Annotated in this window: 12 protein-coding genes; 6 read left to right on the top strand and 6 right to left on the bottom strand. The window is 63.5% G+C overall.

Going from position 1 to position 13083, the window contains the following annotated elements:
• Positions 1 to 38 precede the first annotated feature (38 nt).
• Positions 39 to 842, top strand: coding sequence for a diadenylate cyclase CdaA (gene cdaA / locus B5E60_RS09840; protein WP_087311326.1), 804 nt, complete (start codon positions 39 to 41; stop codon positions 840 to 842).
• Positions 843 to 1047: 205 nt separating this feature from the next.
• Here the strand turns inward: cdaA and ybaK are convergent, their stop codons facing one another.
• Positions 1048 to 1542 carry a Cys-tRNA(Pro) deacylase gene (gene ybaK / locus B5E60_RS09845; protein WP_087311327.1) on the bottom strand — a complete coding sequence of 165 codons (495 nt, stop codon included), beginning with the start codon at positions 1540 to 1542 and terminating at the stop codon, positions 1048 to 1050.
• 95 nt (positions 1543 to 1637) lie between these two features.
• Here ybaK and B5E60_RS09850 point away from each other — a divergent pair, with 95 nt between their 5' ends.
• The 3 genes from B5E60_RS09850 (at position 1638) to B5E60_RS09860 (ending at position 3569) form a co-directional block, all read left to right on the top strand.
• The gene (locus B5E60_RS09850) at positions 1638 to 2342 is read left to right on the top strand and encodes a DUF5686 family protein (RefSeq protein WP_239403307.1); all 705 of its coding nucleotides are present in this window, start codon (positions 1638 to 1640) and stop codon (positions 2340 to 2342) included.
• Positions 2339 to 2998, top strand: coding sequence for an HAD family hydrolase (locus B5E60_RS09855; RefSeq protein ID WP_087311328.1), 660 nt, complete (start codon positions 2339 to 2341; stop codon positions 2996 to 2998). Before B5E60_RS09850 ends, B5E60_RS09855 begins: the two co-directional genes overlap by 4 nt.
• 205 nt (positions 2999 to 3203) lie before the next feature.
• The gene (locus B5E60_RS09860) at positions 3204 to 3569 is read left to right on the top strand and encodes a DMT family protein (RefSeq protein ID WP_087311329.1); all 366 of its coding nucleotides are present in this window, start codon (positions 3204 to 3206) and stop codon (positions 3567 to 3569) included.
• 29 nt (positions 3570 to 3598) lie between these two features.
• On the opposite strand, the gene B5E60_RS09865 is transcribed toward B5E60_RS09860, so the two are convergent.
• Entirely contained in the window at positions 3599 to 4666 is a 1068-nt protein-coding gene (locus B5E60_RS09865) for a linear amide C-N hydrolase (protein ID WP_087311365.1), read from the bottom strand.
• Between the two features lie 209 nt (positions 4667 to 4875).
• Between B5E60_RS09865 and B5E60_RS09870 the strand changes: the two genes are divergently transcribed.
• Positions 4876 to 5151, top strand: a complete 276-nt coding sequence (locus B5E60_RS09870; RefSeq protein ID WP_087311330.1) for a putative quinol monooxygenase — start codon at positions 4876 to 4878, stop codon at positions 5149 to 5151.
• 202 nt (positions 5152 to 5353) lie between these two features.
• Here the strand turns inward: B5E60_RS09870 and rd are convergent, their stop codons facing one another.
• The 3 genes from rd to B5E60_RS09885 form a co-directional block, all read right to left on the bottom strand.
• A complete protein-coding gene (gene rd / locus B5E60_RS09875) occupies positions 5354 to 6091 on the bottom strand; it encodes a rubredoxin (protein ID WP_087311331.1) in 738 nt (245 codons plus the stop codon).
• Between the two features lie 267 nt (positions 6092 to 6358).
• On the bottom strand, positions 6359 to 8200 hold the full coding sequence (locus B5E60_RS09880; protein ID WP_087311366.1) for a TonB-dependent receptor: 1842 nt from the start codon (positions 8198 to 8200) through the stop codon (positions 6359 to 6361).
• A 2-nt stretch (positions 8201 to 8202) separates the two neighbouring features.
• Positions 8203 to 11181, bottom strand: coding sequence for a tetratricopeptide repeat protein (locus B5E60_RS09885; protein WP_087311332.1), 2979 nt, complete (start codon positions 11179 to 11181; stop codon positions 8203 to 8205).
• A gap of 143 nt (positions 11182 to 11324) precedes the next feature.
• On the opposite strand from B5E60_RS09885, the gene B5E60_RS09890 reads away from it, so the two are divergent.
• Positions 11325 to 11732 carry an OsmC family protein gene (locus B5E60_RS09890; protein WP_087311333.1) on the top strand — a complete coding sequence of 136 codons (408 nt, stop codon included), beginning with the start codon at positions 11325 to 11327 and terminating at the stop codon, positions 11730 to 11732.
• Between the two features lie 106 nt (positions 11733 to 11838).
• On the opposite strand, the gene B5E60_RS09895 is transcribed toward B5E60_RS09890, so the two are convergent.
• Positions 11839 to 13083 (bottom strand): TolC family protein, encoded by a 1245-nt coding sequence (locus B5E60_RS09895; RefSeq protein ID WP_087311334.1) that lies wholly within the window; start codon positions 13081 to 13083, stop codon positions 11839 to 11841.

Here is a 13083-nt window from a genome sequence, read left to right on the forward strand (position 1 = left end):
CGCTGTCAACTCCGAAACCTGATTAAAGTCCGATTGCAATGGGATTCGTTCCGTTCACCTTCATTGATCTGATAGACATCGTTCTGGTGGCCCTGATCATGTACTGGATCTACCGCATGACCAAAGGCACCAATGCCCCCTATATCCTCTCGGGCATCATCGCCGTCTATCTGCTCTGGGTCGTCGTCCGCACCCTCAACATGGAGCTTCTCTCCACGATCCTCGGACAACTGATCTCCGTGGGCGCCATCGCCCTGATCATCGTCTTCCAGCCCGAATTGCGACGCTTCCTGCAGATGATCGGCATGCGGCAGAAACACTTTAACTTCATCACACGCATCTTCTCCTCGGGCGAAGACCCCGTACAGACGAACATCGCGCCCATCGTCACGGCGTGCCGCGAAATGGCACAGACCAAAACCGGAGCCCTGATCGTCATCGGACAGCAGAGCGACCTGCGGCTCATCGCCGAAGGCGGAATCGCCCTCGATGCCAAAGTTTCCACTCCGCTGCTGAAAAACATCTTCTTCAAGAACGCCCCGCTGCACGACGGCGCCGTGCTGATCGAAGGCGACCGCGTCGTGGCGGCCAAGTGCATCCTCCCCGTCACGCAGAGCGACGTTCCGAAGGAGTTCGGAACACGCCACCGTGCCGCTATCGGCATGAGCGAAATCTCGGATGCCATCATCATTGTCGTCTCCGAGGAGACCGGCGAGATAGCCATCGCCCAGGGCGGTGAGATCCGTCAGCATCTCGATCCGACCCGTCTGCAGCAGACCCTGCAGCGCTATCTGAACATCAACTCCCGCAAGCGTTCCAAAAACAACGAAGTTGCCGAATAACCCCGGTCTAAGAGACCGGTTTCAGAGGCGACCATACCCCTCTGCGACTCAGTAACAAATCACCGCTCCCGGTCCAAAAGACCGGTTTCAGGGGCGGCCAGGCCCCTCTGCGACCAGTAACAAATCACCGCTCCCGGCCCAAGAGACCGGTTTCAGGGGCGGCCAGGCCTCTTCTCGCCCCCCCCCGGTCACAAACCTCCGCCAATCACTCCGGAAGCCGGCTGATCCCGGCGAATGTCGCATGCACGTACGCCGCCAACTCCTTCGGCGCCACACGCAGTTGAAGCCCCCGGACCCCCGCACTGACATAAATAAACGGAAGCGTCTCGGCCGACGTATGGATGTAGGTCGGGAAGGCCTTCTTCATCCCGATCGGCGAACATCCGCCCCGGATATAACCCGTCACCGGAAGCAGCTCCTTCATCGGAATCAGATCCACCTTCTTGTTGCCCGAAACCCGCGCGGCGGCCTTCAGGTCCACCTCGTGGTCGCCCGGAACCACACAGACAAAATAACCCGTACGGTCACCCTTCAAAACCAGCGTCTTGAAGACCGTCGAAATATCCTCGCCCAACTGCGCAGCCACGTGCGTGGCGGCCAGATCCGTCTCGTCAACCTCGTAGGGAACCAACTCGTAGGCTATCTTCGCGCGGTCGAGCAGCCGTGCCGCATTCGTCTTTTCAATCTTGCCGTGTGCCATAAACTGTCATCATTTTCAACCGTTTTGCCGCAAAGGTAGTTTATTTTCTGCGATTCTGAACTTTTTTCTTACATTTGCCCGCATAGGTACGGAGAATGATTTTCGGGTTGCTGTCCGCCCTGCTCGGAACTGCCGGCGCCCATGCCCAAATGACCCGGGTACGCGGACGTGTGACCGACTCCAACGGCGAGCCGTTGGCTTTTGTGAGTGTGGTATTCCCCGGTACGACCGTCGGGATTACGACCAATGAACAGGGCATCCATCCGCTCGAGACGCGCGACACGGTCACCCGAAACCGCGCGCGCAACGACCCCGACCGCCACGATACGTATCACTGCCGGACCTACACGAAAATGGAGCTCGATCTGACGAATATCCGGCCCGGGTTCCGCAACCGACGCATGCAGCGCAACTTCGGATTCATCTTCAACGACATGGACACCTCGGCCCTGACCGGTCAGGCCTATCTCCCGGCCATGATCTCCGAATCGACGGCCGACCTCTACCGCAGCCGTTCGCCGGAGTTCAAACGCGAGGTGATCCGCGCCAGCCGCGTCTCGGGCGTCGACAACAACATCGCCGTGGCGCAGTTCACCGGCGGCATGCACGGCGACGTGAACTTCTACGACAACTACATCGTGCTCTTCAACGCCCGCTTCGCCAGCCCGCTTTCGGCCAGCGGCCGCAGCATCGGATTCGCGACAGGAGAGCGCCGCACGGAGACAAAAAATTCCCGGTCGGCGTGTTTTCCCGCCCGTCTTTTCGTATCTTTGCCCTCCGAAAACGAACTGCAATCATGAAAAAAGCCGCTTTATTCGATATGGACGGCACGCTGGTGGACAACACGCTGGCTCATGTCCGCGCCTTCGAGGTCTTCTGCGCCCGCTACGGCGTCGAGGGCTGGCAGCAGCGCCTCAGCCAGGCCTACGGCATGGGAAACGACGACATCATGCGTCTGATCCTGCCCGAGGAGCTGATCCACCAGAAGGGCGTCAAGGCCCTCGGCAACGAGAAGGAGGCCATCTACCGTGAGATCTACGCCCCGGAGATCCACCCCGTCGAGGGGTTGCGTCAGCTGCTCGAACGACTCAACGGGGCCGGCATCCACTGCGCCGTCGGGTCGTCGGGCTGCCGCGCCAACGTCGACTTCGTGCTCGAAAAGTGCCGGATCGGACAATGGTTCGAGGCCCGCATCTCGGGCGACGCGGTGACGCATTGCAAACCCGATCCGGAGATCTATCTCAAGGCTGCGGCGGCCGTCGGGTGCGATCCGGCCGACTGTGTGGTCTTCGAGGATGCCAAGGCCGGCATCGAGTCGGCCCGCCGGGCCGGCGCCGGGCGCATCGTGGCGCTGGCCACCACCCTGCCGCGCGAGGTGCTCGAGCGTGAAACCAGTGCCGATCTGGTGATCGACACCTTCGCCGATCTGACCGACCTCGACGCGCTGCTGGCCTGATCCGTCCCCGGGTCGTTCTGTGGATCCGGTGCTTATGGCGGCCCGCTGACCGGGCCCTTCTCCGGGCTCAAAGCCTCACCGACACCTCCCTGCCGAAGAGCGAAAAAACGCACATTCCTGTCGGGAAATGTGCGTTTTCGCCTGCAAAAGAGTCACATTTGCGAAAAATTCGCTAATTTTGCGCCGCTTTTAAAAACAGATGCTTATGTTCCGTGGACTTGCCACCGTCGCGTTGCTCGTCATCTCCAACGCCTTCATGACGCTGGCCTGGTACGGGCAGATCGCCTTCAAATCACGTCTCGAACGCTTCAGTCTCATGCTGGTTATCCTCATGAGCTGGGGCGTCGCCCTCTTCGAATACTGTTTCCAGGTGCCGGCCAACCGCATCGGCTCGGCCGAATTCGGAGGACCCTTCTCGATCTGGGAACTGAAGGTCATTCAGGAGGTCGTCTCGCTCTCGGTCTTCACCATCTTCGCGCTGGTCTTCATGAAGTCCGACACGCTGCGCTGGAACCATCTGGCCGGGTTCCTCTGCATCATTCTGGCCGTCTACTTCATCTTCCGCAAATAGTCGTCGGGAGGGCCGGACGGCCGACCCCCCTACCGAATCGCGATCCGTTCGACGGGCTGCGTCTGAGTGCGGTCCAACGGGTGGACCTGGTAGCTCACCCGCGCAAAGTCGATCTGCGAGAGGTCGATGCAGCGGATCGTATTGTTGTAGGCCGTCTTGTAGTAGACCACACGGTGGGTCAGGTCGATGGCCGAGGTCCACTGCGTGGCGCTCGGAATGTCGGGACACTTGCCGGCCGGGTGCTCCAGACCGATCGGCACGTCAAAGTTGTTCAGCAGGTGGAAACACTCCTGCACCGTGGCGAAGGCTGTGGCACGCACGGGGGCCGTGGCACGGAAAAAGGCCGCACGTACGAAACGCGACGGCGGCGTATCGTCACCCGGAAGCCCCAGAAATCCGGCCGTGGCCCCGAAGGCCCGAAGCGTCTTCTCACCGATCTTGCAGGGTTCGACATCGCCCGGACGCAGATTGACGTAGTTGTTCAGATTGGTCACCTGCCACTCGAAGCCCGGGGCGTTGGTCAGCACTCCCACCTCATTCTCGTAGAAGTGCGGCACGCCGCCGACGATCTCCAGCACCACCTGGCGGCCCGACGGCTCGCCGATGCGCCAATGCACGACGGCATTGGCCTCGAGCCCCACGATGCGCACCCCGCCGATCGCGGCCTTCACCTCGTCGATGGTCGAAAACTGCGTCAGAATCCACTGCGCCACCTCCAGATCAACCAGCGTGCGGGCGCTCTGTGCCGGTTGATAGGTCTCGTAACTGCCGTACTGCGGGAAGAAGAAGAGCCCGGCCGAAAGTCCTGCCTCGTTGATCCCCTCGGCGATGAACTGCTTCTCGACAACGGCCAGCCCCACAACCCCGTAGCGTGCCTTGAAGGAGAGCCCCGTCTGGCCGTCGGGCGTGAGCGACTGCAGCCGTTCGCCGCGCGGAATGACGACATACATGCTCTCCAGGGCGCTGTTGCCCCACTCAATCGTCCGCGACTGGATGTAGCTGCCGTCGGCCGCCGTGAGCGAGATTCCCGTACAGGCCAACGCCTCGAAGGCGCCGCCAATGGCCGCAAGGGCCAATAACAGATGTTTTGCTTTCATCTCTTTTCCGATTTTGATGTGCTTGATCGGGTGAACCTTCCACGGGTCGGATACGCCCCGGGGCCGGATCCCGAAGTCCGGCTGCAAAAACCGAACCGCGAAAAGAACCTCACGGCCGAATCGTTTCCCGAAATTTTTACTAAATTCGCCTCGTCAAGCATAACCCGGAGATACGGAGCCCGGCTCCGATCTCCATAAAACGATACGATATGATCCGTTTGAATGTTTTTATCCGCACGACGGAGAGCAACCGTGACGAACTGGTCCGCACGGCCCGCGAACTGGTCACCGCTTCGCTCAAGGATGAAGGATGCGTCGCATACGACCTCTTCGAAAGCGCGACGCGCCGCGATGTGTTGATGATCTGCGAGACGTGGAGCGACGCCAAGGCGCTGTCGGCCCACGAACGTTCGTCACACTTCACGACCCTCGTTCCGCGCATGGAGCAACTCGGTGAACTGAAGCTCGAAAAGTTCGTCTTCTGATCGCCGGCAGACTCTGCGCCGCCGAGATGCCCGTCCGAGCCAATGCCCGGACGGGCTTTTTCGTGGCTTCGGGTTTTCCGGATCTCCCGGGACGCCCCGGAGGGTTTCCGGCCCGCCCGGAGTCCGCGGGAAAAGGCGCTTCCCGGCACGCTCAGATTCGCTCCGGAACTCCCGGTTCCGGAGCGGAACCGGCAGACGTCCGTTACTCCTCGACGGGACGGAATGCCTCCTTGTAGAGTCCGCACACGGGGCAGGTCCAGTCGTCGGGAATCTCCTCGAACGGCGTACCGGGGGCGATGCCCGTCTCGGGATCACCCTTCGCGGGATCGTAGACGTAGTCGCACGCCGTGCAGCGATAACGGCGAGGTACGGCCCGGTCGGCCACCTGCTTCCAGTCGATCAGTTCCCAGAAGGCCTTCAGAAAGTCGGCCCGGCGGTTGCGCCAGTCGATGTAGTAGGCGTGCTCCCAGACGTCGACCGTCATCACCGGGCGCAGCCCGTCACGCAGCGGATTGCCGGCATTCGACATCGCCACGATCGAGAGGTGTCCCGCACGGTCGGCCGCCAGCCACACCCAGCCCGAGCCGAACAGCCCCAGAGCCGCCCGGGTGAACTGCTCGCGGAAGGTCTCGACCGAACCGAATTCGGCCGTGAGTTTGGCAGCCAGTTTCGCGGGTACGGGACCCTGTTCGGGGGTCAGCTGGCGGAAGAAGAAGGTATGGTTCCAGGTCTGGGCGGCGTTGTTGAAGATCGCCCCGTCGGCCTTGCGGATGATCTCCTCGAGAGGCATCTCCTCGTAGGGGGTGCCGGGAATCAGGGCGTTGAGATTGTCGACGTAGGTCTGCAGGTGTTTGCCGTAGTGATAGTCGAGTGTTTCGCGGCTCATCTTCGGAGCAAGGGCCTCCGGTGCATACGGAAGCGCAGGCATTGCATGTTTCATGGCAGTTCGTTTTTTGATTGAATGAACAAGACGTGTCGCAGAACTCTCCGCAACACGTCCTGAAGATAGCAAAAATCCCGCACGTTGGTATCAGGACGACCGAAAAAATCATGTTTCGGCCCTTACATCCCCCCGGGACCGACCCGAGACCGACCCGAGACTGACCCGGGTCCGATTTGCGACCGGCCCGGGGCCGACCCTATCAAAACCCAAGACCAGCCAGCCCGATTCCGCCGCGCCGCGTGCGGACCAGGCCGGTTCGCCGGATCAGAAGTTGGCCTTGATGCCGACGGTAAACCGCGCGCCCGGTTCGGGGAACCAGGCCTCGTCGTAGAGTTTCCGGTTGAGCAGGTTGCGGCCCTCGGCAAACAAGGTCACGCGACCCGAAACATGCCAGTCGAAATGGGCTCGCAGATCAACCCCGAACGGTGTCCGGAAGGGATCCAGCGCCTCCTTCTCCAACGTGCCGCTCCCCTCCCAAGTCGAGCCGTCCACGCCGGCAGACTGCAGCGTATACCGATAGACCGACCAACTGCGCGCACTCTCGAACCGAGCCTCGACACCGAAGGCGATCCTGCGCCCCTCATAGGCGATGCCGGCATTCCCCGCAAAGGCCGGATCGCCGTTCTTCAGATCGGTTTCGTCGTTGTAGAGACGGCCGTGAGCCCCGAGGTCGATCTTCAGCGAGCTCAACGGACGGATTTCGATCTCGCCGTTGAGCGACGTCACGGTCTGGCGCGCCTGGACCGGCAGGAACAGCACGTCACACCCCGTGTCGGGTCTTGCCACCTGCCATCCCGTCCAGAAGAGGTGGTTGTCGTGGATCGAAAAGCCCGCATAGAGGCGATAGGCAACGATCGAATGCCAGAGGCTGCCCCCCAGACCGAGGCGGAAGTTGTAGTCTACGGAACTCTTCGCAAGCCACAGCGAAGTTTCGTCGTAGATCGGGAAGAGGCTCTTGCCCTGCGGCTGGTCCGACGTGGTGAGGAAGGCGTCCGACGGCCACTGCGACGAACGCACGTAGGGGTTCTGCTCCGTGAGCGAGCGCAGGTCGTTCGGATGCACCCCGCCGTCGGCCTCGACGAAGGGCTGCAGTCCGGGCGTGCCGAGGTTGAAATTCAGCCGCAGGTAGGGAATGAGGTAGTTGCCGCGCTCGTAGTCCGCAAGGGCTGTCGTGCCGACACGGTCACGGTAGTAGTCGGCCCCCGCGTCGAGCCGAACCACCCCGCCGTCGAAGCCGTAGCGCACTCCGGCACGGATCAGCTGCTGGTTGCTGCCCTCCAGATACTTGTGGCCGCCCAGGTAATCGTAGGCTATCGACACGCCGAAGCGGCTGCGGCCCCAGGCCCAGGCAATCCGGCCGTCAGCCCCGATCGAGCTCTCACGTCCCGACATGTCCGGAACGGGCAGATCGGAGTGGTCGAAGAAGAGCCCGCCGTGGAGCCCCACCTCGAAATTCAGCCGGCTCAGATCCTGGAAATCGTCGCCGAAACGCAGCTGCAGCCGTGCATCGCCATAGTCGGTCATCGCCCCGGCACCGAATGCGAGCTCCGGAACGGAGGGTACCCAGACCCCGTAACGGTGATACATGCGGTTGTCGTAGGAGAGTTCGCCCTCGAGCGTATGGCGTCCGATGTATTTGCCGGCCGCAATGCCCGCCCGGTTGTACATCCGCGTGGAGTTGTGCTTCCCGCCGAACGGATTGGCGATCTTCGCATAATATCCCGCATGGTTCACATAGGCCATGGCGTAGCCCGTCGAGGGATTCTGCGTCGTGGCGTAGAAATCCAGCACGGAATTCAACGGATAGCCCGCCCCGACCTTCAAGTAGAAGGGCTGCGGACGGTTGAACTCCCAGTAGGTGACCGTCGCCGGACGGATCGGACGCGTCGTGAGCGTCGTGCGCAGCGACAGCGGCGTCACCGTATAACCGATCTCGGGACGCATCCGCGTCGTATCGTTCATGTCGGGTTCTATCGCCAGCTTCGCGGCGCTCTCCACCCGCGGGACGTAGGCCTTCGTCACCTCGACCTGCTTCTCCACCTGGGCCGCAACCCACTGCGGCACCACCATCGCCGCACAGGCGGCTATCATCCACAATCGTTTCATCATCAGTTGAGTTTAGCGATTCGCGCCCGGGCCTCCTCGACAATGCCGTCATCGGCGGGCGAATATCCGTCGGCCACGCTCTGCCACGTGGCCCGTGCCTGGAACGTATCGCCCCGGCGCACGTAGACCTCGCCCAGCAGCAGGTAGGCACGGGCCAGCCAGTAAGGCTGCGGGTTGCGATCCGAGAGGGCGAAGACCTCCTTCTCGGTACGGTCCAGATCGCCCGACGCAAAGGTCGCCTCGATCAGGCGGTAGGCCGCCTCGGAACCCTCCTTCGTGCGGACCTCCGCAGCCAGGTCGCGGTAGAGCTTCGCGGCCTCTGCCGCATCGCCCCCTTCGCGCAACTGCGTGGCCAGCGCATACTTCGCCTCACGCGTGGCCGTCTGACCGGCATCCGGAAGCGCAATCACCTCGCGGGCCGCCGCGGCAATCTTCGCGGCGTCACCGCCGGCCACTCTCGCCCGCACGTAGCCCGTCGCGGCATCCTCACGCGCCGTGCGCGACGGCGCCACATCGTAGAGCCGCCGGTAGGCCGCGGCGGCCTCGTCCCAACGCTTCTCGGCGCAGGTCAGCTCCGAAAGTTTCTCCAGCACCGGAACCGTATAGGGGGTCTTGCCCTGATCGGCCAGCGCCGTGAGGGTCTCGATGGCCCGCTCGCGGTTGTCGGCCACCAGATAGCAGTCGCTCAGGTAGTAGAGGGCATCGGTGCGGTAGGAGCCCTTCGGATAGGTCTCGACATAACTGTTCAGGGCACGGGTGGCGGCCGTGCGGTCGCCGTCGAGGTAGAGTTTCTGCGCCGCGGCAAACGAGAGCGAGTCACGCGACAGGGCCGTCAGATCGCTCTCAATGCCCGCCCGGGCCGCATAGTCGAAGTAGGCATCGGCATCACCCTCCGAGACGTAGATCTCGCGGATGCTCTGCATCGCACCCCGCGCCTCGGAGGATTGCGGAGCCGCAGTCACCACGCGGTCGTAGCAGGCCAGCGACTTCTGCCGGTTGCCCAGATTCAGATAGGCCAGACCCAGGTCCGACCAGGCGGCCGTCACCCGCGGCGACGAGGGGTAGCGGGCCACGAAACGCTCCAGCTGGGCGGCACCTTCGGCATACTTCTGCTGGGCGATGTAGCTGCGGCCCAGTTCGTAGGAGGCCTCGTCGGCATATTCGCCGCCCGCCGCCTCGATCTGCCGCAGGGCCTGCTGTTTCTGCTCCGTGCGGCCCAGAATGCCGAGCGTCACGGCCCGTTTGTAGCGGGCGTACTCCGCCTCGGGGGTGGCCAGCGCAATGGCCCGGTCGTACTCCCCGACCGCCTCTTCGAAACGGCGATCCGAGTAGGCCACGTCGCCCAGCCGGTTCAGTGCATCGGCCCGGTAGCGGTCTTTCGGCGCATGGGCCGCGAGGAAGCGGTCGAAGGCATCGCCGGCCTGTGCCCAGTCGCTGCGGTCGAAGGCGCAGTAACCGAGGTTGTACCACGCCAGGGCATACTCGCGTTCCGTACGCGGCGCCCGTTTCAGATAGGCGTTGTACTTGGCCGCAGCCACGGCGTAGTCCCCCTCCCGGAAGGCAATCTCACCCTGCCAGAAGGTGCTCAGCGCCGTATACTTGGGACTGACGTTGATCGACTGCGCCTCGGCCAGGCACGTCCGAGCCGTGCGGATATCACCCGCGCGGTAGGCCTCCAGTCCGCGGTAGTAGGCGATCTTCTGCTGCGCGGCGCGGATCTCCGCATCGCCCGACGGCATCGCCTTGATGGCCCGGTAGGCGGCTTCGTAGTCGCGCGAATTGTAGTAGGCGGCAATCAGCAGCGTCCGCGCCTCGGCGGTCCGCGGCGTCGAGGGGTAACGTTCGATGTAGCGCGTCAGCAGGTTGATCGCCCCGTTGAAGGCCCCGCCGCCCAGTTCGTACTGCAGTTTGGCGTAGTTGAACAGCGCATCCTCGGCGATCGCGGCATCGAGCGACTCGTCCGTGGCCATGGCAAAGGCCTGCATCGCACGCTCCTTGTCGCCGGCCCGCAGGTAGCAGTCGGCCAGGTGGTAGGAGGCGTTCTGCGTCAGGGCATCCTCCGCGCCGCACGCCTTGCGCAGCCACTCCGCAGCCTCGGCATAACGCGCCGTGCGGTAGAGCGAGAAGCCCTCCAGGTAGCAGGCGTCGCGGTCCATCTCGCCGCCCGAAGTGCGGTAGGCGGCCAGATGTTCGAGCGTGCGGTTGAAATCCTCGAGCCGGAACCACGACTCGGCAATCACACGCTCCAGCTCGGCACGGCGTTCCGGCACGGCCTGCCGGGCCAGCGCATCGCCATGTTCGACCACGTAGCGGTAGTTGCCCTCGCGGAACTCGATCTGAAGCAGGTAGTAGGGAACCAGCGCCCCGTAGGCGTCGCTCTTCCGCAGCCGGAGGAAGCCCTGTTTGGCCCGGGCATAGCGGCCCTCGGCATAATCGATGTAAGCCAGGTAGTAGTGCGCATGGTCGGCATACTCGCTGCGGTCGCCGATGCGCGAGAAGTGCTCGCCGGCCTCCTTGTAACGGCCGTCCGCGAACTCGACGTAGCCCATGCGGATGTCGTACTGTTCGCGGCGCTGCGGACTCAGGGCCTTGTAATTCGTACGTTCAAAGGCTTCGCGCGCCCGGGCCATGTTCCCCGCCGCGCAGTAGAACGATCCGAGCGAGAAGCGCACGTCGTTGGCATAGACCGACTGCGGATAACGCTCCTCGAAACGGCGCAGGGACGCCTCGGCATCGGCGCTGCCCAGTTCGACGGCACACGCCGCCAGGTAGTAGTCAATCTCCTGCTGCAGGGAACGGTCGTCCGGGGCCATCGCCTCGCGGGCCCGCAGCAGTTCGTGGCGGGCATCGCTCCAACGGCCGTAGCCGAACAGATCGCGGGCCCGCCGCATCAGGGTTTCGGGATCGCTCTCCGCGGCCCGTACACCGGGCGCACAGAGTGCCAGCGCCATCAACGGCAGCAATATTCGGAATCTTCGCATAGTCAATTCAAGTTCATCTCCGCGCTCCGGGCGGCCGGGGCGGATGGAGAATCGGACAAAGATAAGAAAATTTATCCGACGCCACACCCTTAAAGGAACGGAATTTGCCCGCGGCGTATTGTTCAAACCAAAAACCGAATACCATGACTGAGAAAGTGAACGTTCAGATGAACCGCGCCGGGCGTTTCGAACCGCGCGGAGGGGCCGATACGGCCTCGATGAACCCCAAGGAGCTGCTGCTCTATGCCGCGGCGCAGTGTGCCGGGCAGACCGCCGCCGCCATCATGCAGCGCAAACGCATGAAGCCCTGCAATTTCGAAATCAGCGTTTCGGGCGACCTCTCGACCGAAACGCTCCGCACCGAGAGCACCTTCACCTGCTTCCATGTCGTCTACAACGTCGCGTGCGCGAGCGAAGAGGACTGTGCAAAGGCCAGCCACGCCCTCGAACTCACCCACGACAAGTATTGCGGGCTGGTGCAGATGCTCTCGCGCATCGCCCCCGTCTCGCGTGAGATCGCCGTCGTGAACACCGCGCCGGTCAAGGCCTGAGCCCCTCGCGTCAGTCCAGAAAAGGCAGCGGGCGAAGACTTCCACGACTCTTCCGATTGAGGAAAAGCGCCGGGAATCTTCGCCCGTCTGGTGTCGGGAGGGGAGGTCACTGTGCCGTGATGCGGCGGTAGTCCGACAGGGCTGCGGCATAGTTGAAGTGGGCCCGGATGGCGTTGGTATAGAGCTGGATCCAGCTCAGCTGCGCCTGCATCACGTCGAGGATCGTCGTCAGACCCTCGCCGTAGGAGTAAGTGCTGATCTGCAGGTTCTCGCCCGCGATGCGCAGGCTCGCCTCCGAGGCATCGACCTGCGCCCGGCTCTGCACCAGCGCCGTCCAGCCGTTCATCTCCTCGCGGACGATGTCGTCGTAACGCTGTTCGGCCGCCCAAGCCTGCTGTTCACGGGCGGCCCGGGCCGCGGCCACCGTGCGACGCCGTTCGCCCCAATGGAAGATCGGAACGGACAGCTGCACGAAGGCCGAACCGTCGATCTGCGTGCGGCCGTCGCGGTTGGGCGTCGCCGGCTGCCACGAGCCCCCCACCCCGACGCTCACCTGCGGATTGTACGGGGCCCGGGCCGCCCGCACCCCTTCGTCGGCCTGCTCCGTGCGCAGCAACGCGGCCGTATGGTCGGGACGTCGCGCCACGGCCTCCCCGGCCGGAATGCGGCGCGGCAGCGGCAGCGTGTCGCGGATGCTCTCGCGCAACGACACGGACTCGGCCGGATCGGTGCCGCGCAGGATGTTGAAGTTGTGCAGGGCCACCTCGCGGTTCTGCTCGACGCTGACCAGCGAATACTCCGCCTCGCTCAGCCGCGCGTCGATCATCAGCACGTCGCCCTTTGCGATATAGCCCTCGGCAAAGCGGCGGTCGACGACCTCCTTCAGCGAACGGATCAGCGAGACGTATTCACGCATCGCCGCGGCGTAGAGTTCCACGGCCGAGAGGCTCCAATAGGCGTATTCGGCCGCGTAGCGCACCTCGAAACGCGAAAACGCCTCCTCGCAAAGGGCAATGTCGCTCCCCAGGGCCGTCTGCCGGGCCGCCGCACGCACGGCCCCGCCGCCGTAGAGCGTCTGCACCAGCTGCGGCAGCACGCCGAAGGTCCACTGTTCGGCGCCCTCGCGGCAGCGGAACGCCCACGAGAAGTTCCCGGCCAGCGACAACTGCGGCAGGTAGCCCGTACGCGCGGCGGCGGCCTCGGCCTCGGCGGCCCGGCTCCCGGCCCGGGCGATTTTCAGCGTCCGGCTGTAGGAGGCGACCTCCGTGCGGTACTCTTCGAGCGACGTCTGCCCGAAGGCGGCAACAGGCCCGGTGAGCAGCAGAATGAGTGGGAACAAGCAGGTTTTCAT

The organism is Alistipes sp. An116, assembly GCF_002161005.1.
In the GTDB taxonomy this organism is placed as follows: Bacteria; Bacteroidota; Bacteroidia; order Bacteroidales; family Rikenellaceae; genus Alistipes; species Alistipes megaguti.